Raw genomic sequence first — 21,248 nt, forward strand, 5'->3', positions numbered from 1 at the left:
GCATCCAGCGCTCGCAAGCCAGTTAACGAACATGGTGAACGCTTCATAAACCAATTCGGCCTAACGTCCGGCACGGGGTCGGAAACCTTCCGGCAAGGGGCGTAAGCAGGCGGTATGGTTGTTGTCTCGCATTTCCTGAAATGGATCTACACGGCCAGGGTATCGGAGCGCGCCGCGGCGGCAAGCGCGCTCGCCCGCGCCTATGTCGACGCGGAATTGCCGTTCGAGGATCGCTGCGCCGCCGAGGCGGCGCTGACCTTGCTGCTCGACGACGCATCGTCGAAGGTACGGCTGGCGATGGCCGAGGCGCTGTCCATGAGCCATCACGCACCGCCCCAGATCATCAGCGCGCTTGCTTCCGACCAGCCGGAAGTCGCCGGCGTCGTGCTGACGCGATCGCCACTGCTTACCGACGCAGACCTGATCAATCGCGTGGCTTCAGGTCCGAAGGCGACGCAAAAACTGATCGCCGATCGGCCATTGGTCTCGATGGCGCTGTCGGCGGCTATCGCAGAGATCGGCGAGGCGGAGGCCTGCGCCGTGCTTTTGGCCAACAGCGGCGCCGATATCGCTTCGTTGAGTTTCCGCCGCATGGCCGAGCGCCACGGCCATCTGCCGCTGGTGCGCGAGGCGCTTATATCGGATGCACGCCTGCCTGCCGACTGCCGGCATATGCTGCTCGTCAAGCTCGGTGAGATGCTCAAGACCTCGCCGCTGGTCATGGCCTTGATGGGAGCCGCCCGGGCCGACCGCGTCATGCGCGACGCCTGCGTCAAGGCCTGCGTGACGCTGATCGAGGGCACGCGCCAGGAAGAACATGCAGCACTGATCGAGCATCTCAGGCTACGCGGCGATCTCACCGCGAGCTTCCTCATTCGCACCATCGCGCATGGCAAGGTCGACTTCTTCGGCTCGGCGCTGGTCGCGCTCAGCCAGCAGTCCGCCCAAAGAGTGAGGGCGCTGCTGGCCGGCGGACACGACGTGGCCTTGCAGGCGCTGTTCCGCAGTGCCGGCCTGGCTGCCGCCACGCACGCGGTCATCTTGCGCGCGCTGAAAATCTGGCGAGAGGTCGCCAACGGCAAGCGCGTCGCCGGCGTGCAGGAAGTCAGCTGGCTGATGCTGAAGGAATTGGGCGGACAGTCCGCGGAAGGCGATCTCGCCGCGCTGATCAAGTCGATCCATCTCGCTGCGTTGCGTGAAAATGCGCGCGGCCATGCGCTGGCGATCGCAGCCGCTTAACTTAGCCTTTATCCCTGGCAAAAAAATCCGGAAAATCCTCCATCGCCGCCGCGATAATCCGTAGTGACGCCGCGATCTGGAGCATTTCACCAGTGGCGTTTCGCTGGGCGATGCCGGCGGCATACTGCCGGGCGACGGCAATGGTGGATGTCTGCGGATCGCCCGGGGCGCGGAAGAGCAGTTCGCGTGCCAGTCCACGCAGGAAGTTGGCGATCGAAAGCGTCGTCTCGGCCGGAACGGCGTGCGCCTGCTGTGCGCCACGCAGCCGCAGGATCTCCAGACCGACGGTGACGGCGGCGACACTGCCGCCCAGAACCGCTTCACCCTTCCTGCCGCTGGTCTGCACCAGCGGCATCAATTGGTTGATGCGGTCATAGGCGAGGCTCTCGAAGGCCGAACGCCTCGGCACGCGCTCGTGCAGGCAAAGCCGCGCCAGATCCTCGCGCATGGCCCGCACGATGCGGTGCGCCGCGAGCCATGGGTCGGCGGGCAGCACGATGATGAAGACGCCGATTGCCAAAAGGATGCCGACCAGGATCGAGGCCGAGCCGGCGAAGAACGGGCCCGGGTCGTAGGTCATCGCCTGGTGCGGGCTGAGGAAAGCAAGAAAATTGATGGCGAAGGCCGTCGCCACGCCGACATAGCGGGGATTGGCCATGGCGAGCGCCGCCGGCACCAGGATCGGTACGACGAACAGCATGAACCAGCCGAAACCAGGAAAAACGGGAAGCGCGATCTGGCCGACGAGAAAGGCAAAGGGCAGAGCCAACAGCGTTCCCTGGAAGAACCCCCAGGCTACCCGCACCGGATCGGGGCGGGCGGCAAACAAGCTCGACACGACGGCAACCAGAATGACCGTGCCGGCGGCTTCCGACCATCTCGTCGTCAGCCAGAAAGCGGCGACCAGCAGCGTTGCAAGCGCGGCGCGAAGCGCGTTGCGGCTCGCCCCGTGATAATCGCGATGTACCACCAGCGCCGGGGGCCTGCGTTCGCGTGAAGGCCGCGCGACGGGCGCACGCAAGGCATCGAGGCCGCGCAGCGCCTGTTTCAGCGCTTCGGCAAAATCGGCGGCGATGGTGAGCCGGGTGACGGTGCCGACCCTGTCGTCGTCCTGGTCAGCCAAGGCCTCGGGCATTTGCGTCGCTTTGGCGCCGATCGCGTCGAGCCGTGCCAGCCAGGGCGCCGTGTCGTCGAGCGCGCCCGGCGTCGCCGCCATTTCAGTGACGAGGGCTTGCAGCTCCGAGCGCACCGGAATGAGCGCCGCGTTCTTCGGTGCGGCGTGTGAATGCAGCGCGCGGGCCGCGGACAGGGCTGAAAGCAGTTGTCCGATGGTGCGCCGGACCGGATGGGCGCGCGGCGCGAAGCTCGGGGCCTCCAGCCTGGCATAGGCGCGCATCTCGGCGAGCGTCTGGGTGTCAGCGACCAGCTTCCGGTGCAGGCCGGAAAGCATTGCCGTGTCGCCACCGGAAAAGGCGCCGCCGGCATAGGTGGCAAGGTCGAGAATGCTGCGCTTCAGCCGCGAGATGATGGCCTCGCTGGCCAATTTGGGCAGGATCAGCCGACTGGTCAGGCCGGCGCAGACAATGCCGAGTACGATCTCGGCACAGCGCGCGACCGCGAGGTCGACGACGAGATGCGGCTGGCCAAACGCCGGCAAGCCGATGATCATCGCGGTGTAGCCGGCCAGCGCCGCTCCGTAAGCTTCCGGGTTGCGCAGCAGCGACGACACGAAAGTGCAAATGCCGATCCATAGGGCAAGCACCGTCACCAGCACCCAGGGATTCGTGCCGAAGACAGTGGTGATGGCAATTGCGGCAGCACCGCCCGCCAGCGTGCCGAGCAACCGATAAAAGCCTTTCGCCAACACCATGCCGGCGACCGGCTGGGCAACGATGAACACCGTCATCATCGCCCATTGCGGGTGATCGAGCTTGAGGGCGTAGGCGGCCATAAGCGCGATCAGGCCGGCCGAGACCGTGCGCAAGGCGAAGATCCAGTCCGACCGGGTCGGCTGTGTCAGCCCGGCAAGAGCCGCTTCGAAATAGTCTTTCAGCCGTTGCCAGCTCACACGCGCGTCTCCGCAAGCCTTGATCGACCGGCCTGCGCTCAGATATCCAGCACTTCCGTTTCCGCGAATTCGGCGCGTTCCTGGATGAACCGGAAACGAGCCTCCGGCTTGGTGCCCATCAGCGCATCGATCGCGTCCTTGGTGGCGGCCTCGGCATCGATCACATCGACCCGGAGCAGCGTACGCTTCCTCGGGTCCATTGTGGTCTCCTTGAGCTGCGCGGCCATCATTTCGCCCAGGCCCTTGAAGCGACCGATCTCGACCTTGCCGCGCCCGGTGAACTCGGTGCGCAGCAATTCGTCCTTGTGCGCGTCGTCACGCGCATAAGCGACCTTGCCGCCCTGCCGGATCGAGTAGAGCGGCGGCACCGCCAGATAGAGATGTCCGCCGCGAACCAGGTTCGGCATCTCCTGGTAGAAGAAGGTGATCAGCAGCGAGGCGATGTGAGCGCCGTCGACGTCGGCGTCGGTCATGATGATGACGCGGTCGTAGCGAAGATCCTCGTCGCGGTATTTCGACCGCGTGCCGCAACCAAGCGCCTGGATCAGATCGGAAATCTGCTGGTTGGCGGCCAGCTTGTCGTTGCCGGCGCTGGCGACGTTGAGAATCTTGCCGCGCAGCGGCAGCACCGCCTGGCTGGCGCGGTCGCGCGCCTGCTTGGCAGAGCCGCCGGCCGAATCGCCTTCGACGATGAAGAGTTCGGCGCCGGCGGCCGCATTCTGCGTGCAATCGGCAAGCTTGCCCGGCAGGCGCAGCTTGCGCACCGCACTCTTGCGCGACACTTCCTTTTCCTGGCGGCGTCGTACCCGCTCGTCGGCGCGTGCGATAACCCATTCGAGCAGCTTCGACGCTTCCTGCGGATTGTCGGCCAGCCAATGGTCGAACGGGTCGCGGATCGCCGTCTCGACTATGCGGATCGCCTCGATCGTCGCCAGCCTGTCCTTGGTCTGGCCGACGAATTCAGGCTCGCGGATGAACACCGACAGCATGCCCGCCGCCGAGATCATGACATCTTCCGACGTGACGATCGAGGCGCGCTTGTTGCCGACGAGGTCGGCATAGGCGCGCAGGCCGCGCGTCAAGACGTTGCGGAAGCCGGCCTCGTGGGTGCCACCTTCGCCGGTCGGGATGGTGTTGCAGTAGGAGTTGATGAAGCCGTCGCCGCCGAACCAGGTCACTGCCCATTCCAGCGAGCCATGGCCGCCTTGCCTGTCGCTCTTGCCGGCGAAGATTTCGCGCGTCACCTGGAATTCGTCGCCAAGCGACGCTTTCAGATAGTCCTTGAGGCCGCCGGGAAAATGGAATTCGGCCTTGGCCGGAGTGGTGTCCTTTTCCTTGATCAGGGAGGGATCGCAGGTCCAGCGGATTTCGACGCCGCCGAACAGATAGGCTTTCGAGCGCGTCATGCGGTAGAGCCGCGCCGGTTCGAACGCGGCGCCCTTGCCGAAGATCTGCTCGTCGGGGTGGAAACGGGTCCTGGTGCCGCGCCGGTTGTGAACTTCGCCAAGATGCTCGAGGCCGCTGACCGGAATGCCGCGCGAGAAGCGCTGCCGGTAAAGTTGCCGTCCGCGCGCGACTTCGACTTCGAGATGATCCGACAGTGCGTTGACCACGGAGACGCCGACGCCGTGCAGGCCGCCCGAGGTTTCATAGACCTTGCTATCGAACTTGCCGCCCGAATGCAGTGTCGTCATGATCACTTCGAGCGCCGGCTTCTTGAACTTCGGATGCGGATCGACGGGAATGCCGCGGCCATTGTCGGTGACGGTGAGAAAGCCGTCAGCCGAAAGCTCGACATCGATGAATGTGGCATGGCCGGCAACCGCCTCGTCCATCGAGTTGTCGATAACCTCGGCGAACAGATGGTGCATGGCCTTGTCGTCGGTGCCGCCAATATACATGCCCGGACGGCGCCGCACGGGCTCCAGGCCTTCGAGTACCTCGATATCGGCGGCGCTGTAGCCCTCTGAGCCGTCACGAGACGCCGCCGCCGGACGCTTGGCTGCCGCCTGCACCAGCGGATCGGCCGGACGCGCCGGTGTGCGAACCGGTTGCGGCTGCTTCTCCAGATTGCCGAAAAGATCGTTGTTGTCGTCCATGCCTGCCATAGAGCCCAAGCTGCGAATCACCCGCCGATACTGCCACGCTTTTCAGCGCCAAGCGACGGAGGTTCCTGTTACGTTCGGGGATTAACCCCCTCTTATCCTAAAACCATTCGATAACCAAGCCGGCGGAAATCAGGCGGATAGCCAGCGAGAAGATTCCTGATTCTTTAACAATGCCGCCTAGCGTGAGCCAACATAACAAGAAACTACGGGCATCAGGGGTTTGGGCGTGAGGGGCAAGGCCATAACGATGATCGGCATCGCCGCCGTTTTCGGCGCAATCTCGATCTTTGCCGCGGATTTCTGGGTCAAGCGCCAGGCCAGGGCCGACGCCGAGGAGAAAACCGCGTCGATCGCGGCGCCCGCCGCGCCGACGGTCGAATTCAAGACCATCGTGGTGGCGAATGCACCGTTGCGGTACGGCATGGATCTCGACCGCGCGAAACTCAGCGAAATTCCATGGCCGCAGGATTCGCTGCCGCAGGGCGCCTTCGCCACCATCGATGGACTGCTCGGGGACGGCAACCGCGTGGTGCTGTCGCCGATCGAGGTCAACGAACCGGTGCTGCTTACAAAGCTGTCCGGCCCGAATGGCCGCGCCACGCTCTCCAACATGCTGACGCCCGGCATGCGGGCCGTCACCATCCGCACCGACGAGATCGCGGGCGTCGGCGGCTTCGTCACGCCGGGCGATCGGGTCGATGTCGTGCTGACGCGCGATGCCGGCGAAATCCAGGAAGTGGCCAAGAATGCGCAAGGCGCCGCCGGTTCGACCATCACCTCAGAGATCGTCGTTGCCGACGCGAAGGTGCTGAGCGTCGGGCAGGGCGCCGACGAGCGCCAAACGACGCCGCAGGTGGCCAATTCCATAACCATCGAGGTGACCACCGAAGGCGCGCAGAAAGTGGCGCTGGCCCGCACTGTCGGCACGCTGTCGCTGTCGCTTCGCTCCGCCAGCGAGGGCGGCGAGGGCAAGGACGGTGTCACCACCATCTCCTCCTTTGGCGGATCGGTGGCGGGCAAGGCGCAGGCCGCGGCCGGCTCGCTGTTCGACGCCATGGCAAAGGAGCCTGAGAAGCCGAAATTCAAGACGGTCATCGTGACGCGTGGAACGACGGCCGAGGAATATCAGGTTCCTGCGCGGGACCAGAAATAGGAATATCAGGTTCCTGAGTGGAACCAGAGCAGGACCGGTGGGGACCGGACGGGACGGGAACAATGTTCAGGCAACTTCAATATCGAACGACAGGCCGGTTGCACGTCGCGCAGGCGATGGCGATGGCGGTGACGATGGCGGCGGCCGGCATCTTCGCCGGCCCGGCCAGGGCGGACAACGACATCGTCTATGTCTCGGCGACCAAGAACGCCTCGATCAAGGTCGCCAAGGGCAAGCCAAAGACGATCATGACGAGCGCGGCCTTCTACCAGATCGTCATCGGCGATCCGGAGATCGCCAACGTCAACCCGCTGACCGACAAATCCTTCTATGTGCTGGGCAACAATCTCGGCACCACTGGCATTGCCCTGTTCGACGAGAACAAGCAGCTCGTCGGCACCGTCGACATCGAAGTGACGCTCGATACCGACCAGTTGGCCGACACGATCCGCGCCAGCGTGCCGGACGCCAAGATCAAGGTCGGCTCCGCCAATGGCCGCGTCGTGCTGTCGGGCGAGGCGGATGACGCGGTCGCCGCCGAAAAGGCAAACAAGATCGCCACCCGCTTCTCCGGCAATGAGGAGGTGATCAATTCGGTCAACATCTCGTCCTCGCAGCAGGTCCAGCTCAATGTCCGCTTCGTCGAGATCAACCGCCAGGCGGGGCAGGGTCTCGGCGCCAAATACAGTGCCAATTTCGCTTATGGCATGGGCGGACGCGACGTTACGATTGCTCCCGGCACCATTGAGCCGGCGGGGACCGGCGAGATCATCGGCAAGCTGCTGTCGAACGGCGTTTCCATCGACATCGCCATCAAGGCACTGGAAGAGCGCGGCCTGGCTCGTCGGCTGGCCGAGCCGAACCTGATCGCCCGGTCCGGCGAGACGGCGAGCTTCCTGGCCGGCGGCGAGTTTCCGATCCCGGTTTCCGAAGACAACGGCAAGATTTCCGTCAGCTACAAGAAGTACGGCGTCAGCCTGGACTTCACGCCCACCGTTCTGAAGGACGGGCTGGTCAGCCTCGACATCGCGCCGGAAGTCTCCTCGATCGACGCGTCGGCTTCCTACAATATCGGCAGCATCTCGGTGCCCGGCTTCATCGTGCGCCGCGCCAGGACGTCGGTCGACCTGAAGAACGGCCAGAGCTTCATGATCGCGGGGCTGCTGCAGTCGCAGAACGACATCACCACCTCGCGCATACCGGGCCTCGGCAAGATGCCTGTGCTCGGGGCCCTGTTCTCGTCGAAATCCTACCAGCGGCGCGAGACGGACCTGGTGATCATCGTCACGCCTTACCTGGTCAAGCCGGTGGATCCATCGAAGAAAATGGCCGAGCCGACCGATGGCACGCAGCCTGCCAGCAATGTCGACTATTTTCTCAACAACACCGAGGAGGTGAGGGCGTCGGACACCAATCGCGCATTGGCGCTGGCTGACGGCAGCGCCGCGCGTGCCGCTCCCGCCACCAAAGTCGGGCATTTCCTCGACCTGCCGAAGGACTGAAGCCATGCGTCTGGTCTTGAGCTCGAGCGTCGCCTTGCTGCTTGCCGGCTTCACCGCCGGCTGCACGAGCGACGATTATGTGCGCAGCGAAGGCGTGACGAGCGGCGCCGGGGATGCCCAGGCCGCCAACACCGTCATGCAGATGGTTGATCCCTGGAAATACGGCGTCCAGAACACCAGGCTTCTCGTGCCTGCCCAGCGCGGCAGCACGGAACCCGCCACCGCCGAGCAGGCGGCCAGCGCCAAGGCATCGCAAGCCAGCGCCGACAATTGATCCGAGATCATAGGCTGACAAGTAATGGCAAACCGCATCAAGACCAGGAAAATCCTGCTCATATCGACGGACAGAACCTTCGCGCAGGACACCCGGACGGCGTTTGCCGCCTCGGAGATCATCCAGCTCTCGACGGTGGAAAAGAACATCACCGAACTTCGCGGCGAGGTCCAGGAGGCCGATCTCGGCGCGATCATCGTCGATATGGACGCAGCGAAGCTTGAGGAGATCGATGCGCTGCAACGCGTCATGCGTCGGCTGGAAGGCAAGGCGCCGGTCGTGGTCGTCACCCAGGAATTCAACGCCGCCGCCGCGCGCATCCTCGTGCAGCTCAAGGTCGCGGATTTCCTGGTCAAGCCGATCACCACGGCCGATCTCGTACGTTCGGTGGTGCGTGCGCTGCAAGGGCCGGGGCGCGAGGAAAACACCGAGTCGCAGATCTACACCTTCATGCCCGCGGCTGGCGGCGTTGGCACCACGACGCTGGCTTTGCAGACCGCGTTCCAGCTGCATCATTCAGTGACGCGCGGCGCCTCGACCTGCGTGGTGGACCTCAATTTCCAGCAGGGCGCCTGCGCCGAATATCTCGACCTGGAGCCGCGTTTCGACATCACCGAAATCGAGAACCAGCCGGAGCGTCTCGACAGGCAATTGCTCGACGTGATGCTGTCCAAGCATGCCAGCGGGCTTTGTGTTCTGGCCGCACCGACGCAGCCGGCGGAGATGCGCTCGTTCAAGACCGATGTCGTGGTGCGGATGCTGGACCTCGTCTCGGCCTATTTCGACAATGTCGTCATCGACATGCCGCGCACCTGGTTTCCGTGGACGGAGACGGTGCTGCTCGGCTCCAACAAGCTCTACATCGTCGCCGAAATGACGGTACCGTGCCTGCGCCACACGCAACGCCTGATCCAGGCGGTCTACGAGACCGCCGGCAAGGAAGTGAAGCCGAACGTCATCGTCAACCGTTTCGAGCAGAAGATGTTTGACAGCGGCATCAAGCAGGCGGACGTCCAGGAAATCCTCGGCGAGCATTTCGTCGGCGGCATCGCCAACAATTACCGGCTGGTGCGCGAGGCCGTCGATCGCGGCGTGCCGCTGCACGAGATCGATGCCAATGCCAACGTCGTCAACGACCTGAAGAGGATCATCCTTCCGGAGGAAGTGGCGGCGGCGCCGGGCAAATCGAAATCGCTGTTCGGCTTCGGCAAGAGCCTTTTGAAGAGGAAGGCCGGATGAGCAGCCGCTTTTCCACCTTGCAGAACCGCGATGCGCGTCCGCAGCGCTCCGCCGAGCCGACGGCGGTTGCGCACCACGCGGTCGTCATCCCGACGAGCCGGAAGGTCTTGCCGGCGAAAATCGAAGCCGTGCCGGGCAAGAGCGCCAACAAGGTGCTCGATGCGCGCGTGCGTATCCACCGGTTGCTGCTCGAGGAGATCAATCTTGTCGCGCTGGAGCGGCTGCCCAGGGACGAGATGCGCCGGCAGGTGCATGATTTCGTGTCGGAAAAGACGCGCGAAGAGCGGATGGCGATCAACACCGTCGAACTCGATGCCCTGGTCGACGACATCGTCGACGAGATGGTCGGGCTCGGCCCGCTCGAGCCGCTGCTCAAGGACCCCGACATCAATGATATCCTGATCAACGGCCATCAGAACTGCTTCGTCGAAAAGAAGGGCAAGCTGCAGCAGGTCCACATTCCGTTCAAGGATGAGGCGCATCTGCTTAGAATCATAAACAAAATCGTTGCCGCGGTCGGCCGCCGCGTCGACGAATCGCAGCCGATGGTCGACGCCCGCATGCTGGACGGCTCGCGTTTCAACGCCGCCATCCGCCCGGTCGCGGTCGACGGGCCGCTGGTGTCGATCCGCAAATTTTCCAAGAACAAGCTCGGCCTGCACCGGCTGGTCGAATTCGGCGCCATCACCCAGAACATGGCCGAAGTGCTTGCTGCGGCAGTACATGCCCGCAAGACGACGATCATTTCGGGCGGCACCGGCACCGGCAAGACGACCATGCTCAACGCGCTGTCGGCCTTCATTCCCGAGGACGAGCGGCTGATCACCATCGAGGACGCGGCGGAGCTTCAGTTGCAGCAGCCGCATGTCGCGCGCATGGAAACCCGGCCGGCCAACATCGAAGGCCATGGCGAGCTCAAGCAGCGCGACCTCGTCAAGAACGCGCTGCGCATGCGGCCCGATCGCGTCATCCTCGGCGAGTGCCGCGGCGAGGAGGCCTTCGACATGCTGCAGGCCATGAACACCGGCCATGAAGGGTCGATGGCCACCATTCACGCCAATACGCCGCGCGATGCCATTTCGCGGCTCGAGCAGATGCTGGGCATGACCGGCATGCCGATGACGGTGCAGTCGATCCGCAGCCAGATCGCCAGCGCCATCGACATCATCGTCCAGTTGACCCGGCTCTCCGACGGCAAGCGCAAGGTGACGAGCGTCGCCGAGGTGACGGGCATGGAAGGCGACGTCATCCAGATGCAGGAGATCTTCCGCTTCGTGCGCACCGGCATGGACGCCGACGGCACGATCCTCGGCCATTTCGAAGCGACCGGGATCCGGCCGCGCTTCCTGGAGGACCTGCGCGCCATGGGCATCGAGTTTCCCGGGCGCTATTTCGAACCCGGCCGGCCGCAGGAGTAACCAGGTGTTGGACGGATTCAGCGCGATCTATGTCGTCTATGCCGGGGCTGCATTGACCGGCATCATGATCGCCGAGGCCGTTTACCTGCTCTATGCCGGCCGCAGCGACAGGCGCACCGCCATCAACCGGCGCATGAAGCTGCAGGAAAACAGGATCAGCCAGGAACAGGTGCTGATCCAATTGCGCAAGGAGCGCGGTCTCGATGCGGGCACGTCGCTGTTCTCGCCTGACCGTTTTCGCGCCCTGCGCGCCCAGTCGGGCATGATCATGCCGCTGTCGAAGTTCCTGATGATCACTTCGGGGATGGCGCTGGCTGCGGCCCTTGCCGCCATCTGGTATGGCTTGCCGCTGCTGATGGGCGCCATTCTGTTTGTCGTGGTGGTGCCGGTGCTGCCGGTGATGGCGATGCGCTCAATGCGCAAGCGCAGGCTGAAGCGGTTCGGCATGCAGTTGCCGGAAGCGCTGGAACTGATTACGCGCGGCCTCAAGGCCGGCCATCCGGTACCGGTGGCCATCGCCATGGTGTCGCGCGAAATGCCCGACCCGATCGGCACCGAGTTCGGCGTGATTGCCGATGAGGTGACCTTTGGTTCGGATCTGGTTTCGGCGCTGAATTCGCTGTTCGACAGGGTCGGCCATGAGGATCTGCCGCTGTTCGTCACCGCCGTGTCGATCCAGACGAGTTCTGGCGGCAATCTGCGCGAAATCCTCGACGGACTGTCGACGACGATCCGCGAACGCGGCAAGCTGCGCCGCAAGGTGCGCGCCATTTCAACCGAAGGCCGTCTGTCGGCCTATATCCTGACGGCCGTGCCGGCGCTGCTGTTCACGACCATCATGGCATTCATGCCTGGATATTACAGCGACGTCTGGGGCGTGCCGAAGACGTGGTACATGGTTGGTGGCTCGGTCACCTGGCTGATGCTGGGCAATCTGATCATGTTCAAAATGTCGAACTTCAAATTCTGACATGCAGAAGGTCGTTGAATTCCTCGCCTCGCTCGCGCCGACCTCGCTGATGCCGGTGGCTGTCCTGCTGCTGGCCGTGGGCGCTGCCGCTTTTGCCTGGCCGATGGTGGTGGCAAAGGGCGATCGCAACGAAGTCAGGCGCAGACTCAAGGTCGACGAGGGTCCAGTGGCCGCCAGGCCGGAACCGGCCCAGAAGAAGAATACCGGTGTCGTTCGCGAGAAGGCGGTGAAGAAGGCGCAGGAGTTCTACGCCAAGAGCGATCCGGAAAATGTCGCCCGCCTGCGCTTGAAACTCATCCAGGCGGGCTACATGGAGCCGCGCGCCGTCGGCATGTTCTTCCTCATCCGTTTCACGGCGATGGTGGGCATCGCGCTCGCCGTCTTCGTGCTCAACCGCTGGATGGCCAGTCCCGACGCCACGGTGACCAGCCGCTGGGCCTTCGTCGTGTTGTCGGGCGTGGCCGGCTATTTCCTGCCAGGGCTGGTGCTGACCCAGAAGATACGGGAAAAGATGCGCGAATACCGCAACGGCTTCCCCGATTTCATGGACCTGATGATCGTCTGTTCGGATGCCGGCATGAGCATGGAAGCGGGCGTCGAGCGCGTCTCGAAGGAACTCGCAAAGACCTACCCGTCGCTCAGCCAGAACCTGCAGCTCGTGTCGCTAGAGCTGCGGGCCGGGCGCAGCCTCGACGATGCACTGAAGGCGCTCGCCGATCGCCTGAGCCTGGACGAGGTGCGCTCCTTCGCCACGCTGCTGCAACAGTCCAAGGAGCTTGGCACCAGCCTGTCGGGGGCGCTGCGCGTCTTTTCCGACGAGATGCGCCACAAGCGCATGTCGCTGGCCGAGGAAAAGGCGCATGCCTTGCCGGCCAAGATGTCGGTGCCGGTCGTGGTTTGCATCCTGCCGGTGGTGCTGATGATCGCGGTCATTCCGATCATCGTCAAAATGACCGGCCACTAGGATTTGCTGATATTCAGTGAAGCCGGCGATCTGCAAAGTCCGCAAATGAATGAGAAGTCCATGCGAATGCTGTTGCGCGCTTTTGTCCTCGGCCTTGCCGCGGCCAGTCTGTCGCCCGTCTGGGCTGCAGCCGATTGCGGCGATGCCGCTGCCCTGGTGCAGCAGGCTTATCCCAAGGCCCGCAAGAGCGCTGACGGTGCCTCGTTCACGCTCGAACCCCACACCAGCATCGCCCTGACGTCCGCATTTGGCGACCCGCCGGGGCTGGTCTGCAAGATCTGGCCCGCCCATGAGGCCCTGCTGTTGGTCGCGGTGCCGCTGATGGACAGTTCGCAACCCAGCGACTACGCGCATGCCGGCGATATCGAGCTTCTGGTCATCGACAGGAAAAGCCGGCAGGTGCGCCAGCGTCTGCTGCAGCCCGGGCTGATGAATGATGATGCCATCGCCATCCGCAAGTTCGAACTTGATACCGGCCGGTATGCGCTGGCGCCCGATGTCTCCGCCTTCGGCCTGCGCATCGAAATGGCGAACAATTCGCTGCCTAACCCTTTCAGTGAAACCGACCTGCGGCTCTATGCCGAGGACGGCGATGCACTGCGGATGGTGCTCGATGGCCTGGTCGTGGCCGGCAATGGCGGCGAGGGCGATACCAATTGCGCCGGATCCTTCCATATCAGTCAGGTGAGCCTGGCGATGAGCCCGGCCAAACATCATGGCTACCACGACATCGCGGTGGTCGAACGGATGGATACCGACAATCCGTTGCCCGACAGCAATGGCGAGTGCCAGTCCCACCCCGGCAAGTCCGTGAGCCAAACCTACCGGCTGCGCTATGACGGCAGCCGGTATACGGTTCCGGCGGGACTCAAGGCCCTGGAACCGTGAGAACGCCGCTGGCCGTGATCGAGGCGTTGCGGCCTGGTGGTTAATAGCTGGTGTACCCAAGGCCTAATTTTGGCGGCGTTTCGGCACCTAAGTTTAATTGCTCTGGAATAGTGTGTTTCCTGAAGAACGACCCGGCAAAAAACCGGGCGATGGGGCAGGGGCATGCGTCACAGCAATTTAACGGCAATGGCCGCGATGGCGGCCGTCTTGATGATGTCTGGTTGTACGACGAGTGGCGTCGACACCACCAAAACCACCGCCATTCAACCGGCCGCGAAGGACGTCGGCACATCCGATCTGGCGGAAGGCAAGGCGCAGTTTCGCGACGCGAATTACGGCCTTGCCGAACAGCGTTTCCGCAAGGCCGTCGAGTTGAAGGCCGACAATGCGGAAGCCTGGATGGGGCTCGCCGCTTCCTATGACGAACTCGGCCGTTTCGACTTCGCCGATCGTGCCTACGACCAGTTGCTCAAGATCGCCGGGCGCAAGCCGCAGATCGTCAACAATATGGGCTATTCGCAATTGCTGCGCGGCAACAGGAAAAAGGCAAGGGCGCTGCTGCTCGAAGCCAAGGCCGGCATGGCCGACCCCACGGTCGTCGATGCCAATCTTGCCCTCCTGAACAAGGGCTGACGGCTGTCTGGTGGCCATGATGTCGCGAGGACGATTTTGGGACACTCGGCGTCGACGCTTTGTAAACCCTATCCGAAGGTCTCAGCCGAAAGATCAGTTGAAAATCATGTCTGATGGCTGTCGCTGACCTAGAATGCAGCGGTAAGGCCGACGCTCAGGGAACCCCCGCCCAATATGCTGGATTTCAGTTCGCTCCTGCTCGCAGCCGCGCTGTCGGGCATCTGCCTCAGCATCACCATGTTCGCGATCTGGTTCGCCGCGCCCCGGGCCAGCTTCGTGCTGACGGTGGGGTGCGGCATTCTCGTGCTCGTTGTGCATGTCATCCTGTTCTGGCGATACACGAAGGAGCCTGATCCGCTGCTTTGCCAGGTCGCGCTTGCATTGCTCAGCCTCGGTTTCCTGGTCATCTGCCTCTCGGCCATGCAGTATCTCGGCGTGCCGGATTACCGGCGTGCCATTTTGCCGACATTGGCCGCCATGACGATCTGCGCGGCGGTGACTTCCCTCGGTCTCGACGGGGTAGGCTTCATCGTTACCTATGTAACGGTGACTGTGCTGCTCTCGGCGATCGGAACCATGTTCTGGCTCAACGGCAGTCATGATCGCAAAATCCTGCTGGTGGTTTCGTTCCTAGGCGGCACCTGTGCGGTGTCGTTTGCACTTTGCGCGGTCGTCCTGGTGGCCAAGGGGCAATGGACGCTCGGGGCAGCCCCCGATAACTGGGCCGAACGCCTGAATTCGGTCGTGGCCGTGGCCTGCATGACCGGTCTCGGCGCATTGACGCTTTCCCTGCATCACCTGCAGGCGCAGATCGAGCTGAAGGCCGAGACGATGACCGATCCGTTGACCGGGCTGATGAACCGCCGGGGATTGATGTCGCTCCATGGCGAACGGGCCTTCGGTCCGTTCATGGCTGTCGTCATGTTCGACCTCGATCATTTCAAGAAGACGAACGACATCTATGGTCACCCGGTGGGGGATCAGGTTCTGTGCCGCTTCGCCGCAGTCATCAGAAAATATGCCAGAACTGGCGTCGACGCCTTTCGTCTCGGCGGCGAGGAATTCGCGATCGTCATGTCCCGGGTGACCGAAGAGAGGGCTTACGAGCTCGCAAGCAAGATCGGCGTCGCCTTCGGCACCGAGATCGTTGCGACCTCCCACGGTCCCTTGCGCAGCACTGTCAGCGGAGGCATCGGCTTTGGCGGCGCCAACGGCAACAGCCTCGGCGAGGTGCTGGCCGAGGCGGACGCAGCGCTCTATGCCGCCAAGCGCGCGGGCCGCAATTGCGTCGTCAGCCACAAAAGGATGGGCAAGGCCGAGCCGATCAAGCCGGCCTTGCGCTCAGCATAGTTTGCGAGACTATTCGGCCGCGCCCAAATAGTCCGATAGCGGCGGGCATGAACAGACCAGGTTGCGGTCGCCGGCGACATTGTCGATGCGCGATACCGGCGGCCAGTATTTCGCCGCCATGTCGGCGTCTCCAGCGGGGTAGGCCGCTTCCAGGCGCGAATAGGGATGGCCCCACTGGCCGGCCAGCGCCTCCGCGGCGGTGTGCGGCGCATTGACCAGCGGATTGTCGGCCAGGGGCCACTCGCCCCTCGCAACCTTGGCCGCTTCGCCCGCGATGGCGATCATCGCCTCGCAGAAGCGGTCGAGCTCGCGCTTGGGCTCGGATTCGGTCGGCTCCACCATCAGCGTGCCGGCGACCGGGAACGACATGGTCGGCGCATGGAAACCGTAGTCGATCAACCGTTTGGCGATGTCCTCGACACTGATGCCGGCGCTCTCCTTGAGCACGCGGGTGTCGAGGATGCACTCATGGGCAACGCGGTCGCTCCTGCCCTTGTAAAGGAGCGGGAAGTGTGGGGCGAGCCGCGTCGCGACGTAGTTGGCCGAAACGATCGCCGTCTCGGTCGCCTGCTTCAGGCCGGAAGCGCCCATCATGCGGATGTACATCCAGGTGATGGGCAGGATGGAGGCACTCCCGAAAGGTGCGGCGGCCACGGCATGCGCGGAGCCTTCGGTGACATGGCCCGGCAGATAGGGCTTCAGATGCGCCCTGACGCCGATCGGGCCGACACCCGGGCCGCCGCCGCCATGGGGGATGCAGAAGGTCTTGTGCAGGTTCATGTGGCAGACGTCGGCGCCGATGTCGCCCGGGCGGGCGAGGCCGACCAGGGCGTTGAGGTTGGCGCCGTCGAAATAGACCTGGCCGCCATGCTCATGGATGAGGGCGCAGAGATGTCGCGCGCCCTCTTCATAGACGCCATGCGTCGAGGGATAGGTGAACATCAGCGCCGCGAGATTCCTGGAATGCTCGTTGGCCTTGGCCCTCATGTCGTCCATGTCGATATTGCCGTCCTCCAGGCAGCGAACGACGACCACGCTCATGCCGGCCATCGCCGCGCTCGCCGGATTGGTGCCGTGCGCGGAGGACGGGATCAGACAGACCGTGCGATGGCCCTCGCCGCGCGAGCGGTGATAGGCGCGGATGGCCAGCAATCCGGCATATTCGCCCTGGCTGCCGGCGTTGGGCTGCAGGCTTACCGCATCGAAGCCGGTAATCTCCGAAAGCCAGCCTTCCAGATCGTCGATCATGGCGCGGTAGCCTGCCGAGTGCGCGGCCGGCGCGAAGGGATGCATGTTGGCGATTTCAGGCCAACTCACAGGCATCATCTCGGCCGCGGCATTGAGCTTCATGGTGCAGGACCCCAGCGGGATCATCGCGCGGTCGAGGGCCAGGTCCTTGTCGGCCAGCCGGCGCAGGAAGCGCATCATCTCGGTTTCCGACTTGTTCTCGTGGAAGACGGGTTGGGTAAGAAACTCCTTGCCGCGTGGCTTGCCGGGCATGGCGGCGGCGGCCTCCGCGCTCGGCTTGGCCCCAAACAAGGCGGCAATGGCTTGCAGGTCGGCTTCGTCAGAGGTCTCGTCGAAGGCGATGCCGACACGGTCGGCGTCGATGACGCGCAGAAGCCGGCCGCCCTTTTCGGCGGCGGCGGCGATCTGCGCGGCCTTTCCCTTCGTCTCCACCGTCACCGTGTCGAAGCGGCTCGTGCCGATCACCGGCAAGCCTGCCGCCTTGAGCCCGGCTGCCAGGCGGCTGGCCAGCGCGTGGATGCGCCCGGCGATTGCCTGAAGGCCGGCGGGGCCGTGCCAGATCGCGTAGGCTGTCGCCATGTTGGCAAGCAGCGCCTGCGCGGTGCAGATGTTGGACGTCGCCTTGTCGCGGCGGATGTGCTGCTCGCGCGTCTGTAGGGCAAGCCTGTAGCCTGGACGGCCCTTGCTGTCGGTCGACTGGCCGACCAGGCGGCCGGGCATCAGCCGGGTCAATTTGTCGGCAACGGCGCAGTAGGCGGCATGCGGGCCTCCAAAGCCCATCGGCACGCCAAAGCGCTGCATCGGACCGACGGCAATGTCGGCGCCGAGCCTTGCCGGCGTGTCGGTCAGTGTCAGGCCGAGCGGGTCAGCGATGAAGACGACCAGAGCGCCGGCCGCGCGCGCCTTGTCGATGGCCGCCTTGTGATCACCATAGACGCCGAAAGTGTCCGGCCAGGAGACGAGCAGGGCGGCTGTGTTGTCGTCGATCGTCTCGCCGTCGATCTCGATGCCGAGCGGCTCGGCGCGGGTGCGCGCCACATCCAGCGTCTGCGGGTGCGGCGTGCCGGCGAGAGCCACCTTGGTGCGCTTGTCGCGGTGATGGCGCAATGCGATACCGATCGCTTCGGCGACCGCTGTCGCTTCGTCGAGCAACGAAGCCGACGCCACAGGCAGGCCGGTCAATTCCGCAACCAAGGTCTGGAAATTGAACAGCATTTCCAGGCGGCCCTGGCTGATCTCCGCCTGGTAGGGCGTATAGGCCGTGTACCAGGCCGGGTTCTCGAACAGGTTGCGCTGGACGACCGGCGGCACGTGCACGCCGTGATATCCGGCGCCGATGAAGCTCTTCAGCACCGTGTTCCGGGCCATGGTCGCCGACAATTCGGCCAGCGCTTCGGCTTCGCTGGCCGGCGCGGGCAGGGACAGCGGCTGGTCGAGGCGGATCGATCTCGGCACAGCCTGGCTGATCAGCGTCTCGACCGAGGGCACGCCGATGACGGCCAGCATGGCTCTCACATCGGCAATGCCGGGTCCGATATGGCGGGCCGAGAAGGGGTAGGGTGCTGCGGTCATGTCAATGCGTCCTGATTTCAGCCGATATGGGCTTTGTAGGCGGCCTCATCCATGAGGCTGGCGAGCTGGCTTTCGTCGGCAAGCTTCATTTTCCATAGCCACCCGGCGCCGGTCGCCGCCGAATTGACCAGCGACGGATCGGACGACAGCGTTGCGTTGGCCTCGGTGATCTCGCCGTCGACCGGCGCGTAGACGTCGGAGGCCGCCTTGACGGATTCGACCACGACGGCGGTGTCGCCCTTGGCGAGCTTCTTGCCTGTTTCGGGCAGTTCGACGAAGACGAGGTCGCCCAGCTGCTCCTGCGCGTAGTCGGTGATGCCGACGGTGGCGATGCCGCCCTCGACGCTGAGCCACTCGTGATCGGCGGTGAAATAGGTCTTTGCCATCTGAAAATTATCCTTTGCGGTAGCGATGCGGGAGGAAGGGCAGGGAAGAAACGTCGACGGGAATCTTCGTTCCGCGCACGTCGGCGAAAACCCGAGTTCCGGGTTTCGCCAAGGGCGTCGGGACATAACCCATGGCGACGGGATGGCCGGCAGACGGGCCGAAACCGCCCGAGGTTACGTGGCCGGCGGGATTGCCGTCGGCGTCAAAGAGCGTGGCGCCGGCGCGCACCGGCTGGCGGGCATCCGGCCTCAGGCCGACGCGCTTCTGAGCGGAGCCGCGCTCGACGGCGGTGCGCAGCGCGTCGGCGCCAATAAACGTGCCGTTCGCGCGGATGTCCTTCGGGATGGCCCACATCAGCGCCGCGCTTGCCGGATCGGTTTGCGCGGTGATGTCCTGGCCGTGCAGGCAGAGGCCGGCTTCCAGCCGCAGGCTGTCACGGGCGGCAAGGCCGATCCACAGCACGCGCTCGTCTTCGAGCAGCTTCGCCACGAGACCGCGCGCGTCTGCCTCAGGCAGGCCGATCTCAAACCCGTCCTCGCCGGTGTAGCCGGACCGGCTCATGAACCAGTTCTTTCGCGGTTCGATGCCATGCATGAACAGCAGCGACCCGGTCTCGATACCGGCGCGCGAAAGTGCCGCCCAGGCCTCGGGACCCTGGATGGCGAGGAAGACCCGGTCGAGCGGTTCGACCTTGACATCGAAGCCGGTCGCAAGCTCGCGCAAATGCTTCTCGTCGGCGATCGCGTTGCCGGCATTCGCGACGACCATGAAGTTGGTATCGCCCAGCCGGGTGACGATCAGATCGTCCAGGATCCCCGCGGCCTCGTTCAGGAAAAATGTCAGCTTCGACTGTGAGATTTCGAGCGCGCCCGCATCGAGCGGACAGGCAAGGTTGAGCAGGGGAATCGCGCCCGGCCCGATGACCTTGAACAGTTTCATGTGCGAGATGTCGAACAGGCCCGCATGTTCGCGGGTGTGAAGATGCTCCTTCATGACGCCGGCCGGGTAGGTCAGCGGCATCGACCAGCCGACAAAGGCGCCAAAGCGCGCACCGGCAGCTGCGTGGATGTCTTCGAGAGGAAGGTGTTTGGTGTCGCCCGTCATGTGTTCTCCAGAGTCGCACGCAATCGGTCGCGAATGGCGACCAGTCCGTGCCCCTCTGTCTGAAGCCTGAGAGACTCGCGCCCCGTAACTCTGTCGGCAGCGCTTACACCTTCGGCGCGGGGGCAGGCCCCGACTTTCCAGAGTGTCTTTCCCGTCTACGGTTCTTTTGCCTGAGAGATTTCGGGCGATTTCCCCTTCGGCGACAGCTCTCGCTGCTCTCTCCCGCAAACAGGTAGGGCTCGCAAAAGCCCTCGACTCGTCATCCATAGCCCGTCAACGACGGATTGTCACCTGCATGCGACGTGCAAAATAAAATGGCGGCATCGTGCCGATTGCGATCAGATCCCGCCATACCAGTCGTAGCCATTGTCTTCCCAATAACCGCCCCGTCCGCCTCCTAAGGCGGCGAAGCCGTCGACCAGCTCGATCTTGTAGAGATATTTCGGCATCTTGTAGCCGAGCTGGCGCTCGACCCGGACACGCAGCGGCGCGCCGTTCTCGACCGGCAGCGGCTTGCCGTTGACGCCGTAGGCCAGGATCGTCTGCGGGTGGCGGGCGTCGATGAGGTCGATGCTGCCGTAATATTTGATGTCGCCCGAGAGGCTGCGGTCGATCGTGTCCAGGCAATGGAACATGACGTAGCGCGCCTCGGGTTTGACCACCGCCTGGTCGAGGACCAGCGACAGCGGCGTGCCGGTCCATTTGGCGATGCAGCTCCAGCCTTCGACACAATCATGGCGGGTGATCTGCGTTCGGCTCGGCATGTTCATGAGCTGCTCGCGGGTCAGCGACAGCGGCTTTTCGACCAGGCCCGAGACCTCCAGCCGCCAGTCGGCGAAGTTGTTGGCGAGCAGGGTCTTGTAGGTATCGTCGTCGGGTGACGTCACCCCGTTGGGGCGCATCGGCTGACGGATATCGGCTTCAGTAAATTCCGGCGCCAGCGAATCACGGCCCGCGAGCAGACGTTGCGCGCGGTGTGTGAGATCGTTGGCGTTTTCGAGGAAGCTGCGCAGGCCGTCGCCCACGCCGAGCTGGCTGTCGAAAGCATCGCAGCCGGAAAGCGTGATGCCGGAAAGGCCAAGGCTGGCCGCGGTCAGGAATTTCCTGCGGTTGATCTCGAATTTTGCCATG

At 64.0% G+C, this 21,248-nt stretch carries 17 protein-coding genes and 1 riboswitch; of the genes, 11 read left to right on the forward strand and 6 right to left on the reverse strand.

Annotated features, from left to right (window positions below; genetic code table 11):
* The first annotated feature begins 114 nt into the window (after positions 1-114).
* Complete coding sequence (locus tag FJ973_RS06790; protein ID WP_140517041.1) at positions 115-1,239, forward strand: DUF2336 domain-containing protein; 1,125 nt, start codon at positions 115-117, stop codon at positions 1,237-1,239.
* A gap of 1 nt (position 1,240) precedes the next feature.
* Here FJ973_RS06790 and FJ973_RS06795 read toward each other — a convergent pair whose 3' ends face one another.
* Positions 1,241-3,307, reverse strand: a complete 2,067-nt coding sequence (locus FJ973_RS06795; RefSeq protein ID WP_140517039.1) for an FUSC family protein — start codon at positions 3,305-3,307, stop codon at positions 1,241-1,243.
* A 38-nt stretch (positions 3,308-3,345) separates the two neighbouring features.
* Positions 3,346-5,406 (reverse strand): DNA topoisomerase IV subunit B, encoded by a 2,061-nt coding sequence (parE, locus tag FJ973_RS06800; protein WP_140517037.1) that lies wholly within the window; start codon positions 5,404-5,406, stop codon positions 3,346-3,348.
* A 235-nt stretch (positions 5,407-5,641) separates the two neighbouring features.
* Here parE and cpaB point away from each other — a divergent pair, with 235 nt between their 5' ends.
* The 10 genes from cpaB to FJ973_RS06850 all read left to right on the forward strand — a co-directional run bounded on the left by cpaB (position 5,642) and on the right by FJ973_RS06850 (position 15,806).
* Positions 5,642-6,568, forward strand: coding sequence for a Flp pilus assembly protein CpaB (gene cpaB / locus FJ973_RS06805; protein ID WP_246671066.1), 927 nt, complete (start codon positions 5,642-5,644; stop codon positions 6,566-6,568).
* Between the two features lie 116 nt (positions 6,569-6,684).
* Positions 6,685-8,070 (forward strand): type II and III secretion system protein family protein, encoded by a 1,386-nt coding sequence (locus FJ973_RS06810; RefSeq protein WP_181170884.1) that lies wholly within the window; start codon positions 6,685-6,687, stop codon positions 8,068-8,070.
* Between the two features lie 4 nt (positions 8,071-8,074).
* Positions 8,075-8,344, forward strand: coding sequence for a hypothetical protein (locus FJ973_RS06815; RefSeq protein WP_140555357.1), 270 nt, complete (start codon positions 8,075-8,077; stop codon positions 8,342-8,344).
* 24 nt (positions 8,345-8,368) lie between these two features.
* Complete coding sequence (locus FJ973_RS06820) at positions 8,369-9,583, forward strand: response regulator (protein ID WP_140555359.1); 1,215 nt, start codon at positions 8,369-8,371, stop codon at positions 9,581-9,583.
* Positions 9,580-11,001, forward strand: a complete 1,422-nt coding sequence (locus FJ973_RS06825; RefSeq protein WP_140495847.1) for a CpaF family protein — start codon at positions 9,580-9,582, stop codon at positions 10,999-11,001. Before FJ973_RS06820 ends, FJ973_RS06825 begins: the two co-directional genes overlap by 4 nt.
* 4 nt (positions 11,002-11,005) lie before the next feature.
* Positions 11,006-11,971: a type II secretion system F family protein gene (locus FJ973_RS06830; protein ID WP_140495848.1), complete on the forward strand. Its 966-nt coding sequence runs from the start codon at positions 11,006-11,008 to the stop codon at positions 11,969-11,971.
* A 1-nt stretch (position 11,972) separates the two neighbouring features.
* Positions 11,973-12,935, forward strand: a complete 963-nt coding sequence (locus FJ973_RS06835; RefSeq protein ID WP_140495849.1) for a type II secretion system F family protein — start codon at positions 11,973-11,975, stop codon at positions 12,933-12,935.
* A gap of 156 nt (positions 12,936-13,091) precedes the next feature.
* Positions 13,092-13,823: a hypothetical protein gene (locus tag FJ973_RS06840; RefSeq protein WP_224705105.1), complete on the forward strand. Its 732-nt coding sequence runs from the start codon at positions 13,092-13,094 to the stop codon at positions 13,821-13,823.
* Positions 13,824-13,985: 162 nt separating this feature from the next.
* The gene (locus tag FJ973_RS06845) at positions 13,986-14,456 is read left to right on the forward strand and encodes a hypothetical protein (RefSeq protein ID WP_140495850.1); all 471 of its coding nucleotides are present in this window, start codon (positions 13,986-13,988) and stop codon (positions 14,454-14,456) included.
* Between the two features lie 174 nt (positions 14,457-14,630).
* Complete coding sequence (locus FJ973_RS06850; protein ID WP_140495851.1) at positions 14,631-15,806, forward strand: diguanylate cyclase; 1,176 nt, start codon at positions 14,631-14,633, stop codon at positions 15,804-15,806.
* A 9-nt stretch (positions 15,807-15,815) separates the two neighbouring features.
* Here the strand turns inward: FJ973_RS06850 and gcvP are convergent, their stop codons facing one another.
* From gcvP to FJ973_RS06870, 4 genes are all read right to left on the reverse strand, one after another.
* A complete protein-coding gene (gene gcvP / locus FJ973_RS06855) occupies positions 15,816-18,626 on the reverse strand; it encodes an aminomethyl-transferring glycine dehydrogenase (protein WP_140555361.1) in 2,811 nt (936 codons plus the stop codon).
* Positions 18,627-18,643: 17 nt separating this feature from the next.
* Positions 18,644-19,012 carry a glycine cleavage system protein GcvH gene (gene gcvH, locus FJ973_RS06860; RefSeq protein WP_140495853.1) on the reverse strand — a complete coding sequence of 123 codons (369 nt, stop codon included), beginning with the start codon at positions 19,010-19,012 and terminating at the stop codon, positions 18,644-18,646.
* Between the two features lie 7 nt (positions 19,013-19,019).
* Positions 19,020-20,117, reverse strand: coding sequence for a glycine cleavage system aminomethyltransferase GcvT (gene gcvT, locus FJ973_RS06865; RefSeq protein WP_140555362.1), 1,098 nt, complete (start codon positions 20,115-20,117; stop codon positions 19,020-19,022).
* A gap of 148 nt (positions 20,118-20,265) precedes the next feature.
* A riboswitch (glycine riboswitch) is annotated at positions 20,266-20,352 on the reverse strand.
* A gap of 103 nt (positions 20,353-20,455) precedes the next feature.
* Entirely contained in the window at positions 20,456-21,247 is a 792-nt protein-coding gene (locus FJ973_RS06870; protein WP_140517017.1) for a molybdopterin-binding protein, read from the reverse strand.
* Between the last annotated feature and the right edge of the window lies 1 nt (position 21,248).

The sequence above is a fragment of the Mesorhizobium sp. B2-1-3 genome (assembly GCF_006442495.1).
Taxonomy (GTDB): Bacteria; Pseudomonadota; Alphaproteobacteria; order Rhizobiales; family Rhizobiaceae; genus Mesorhizobium.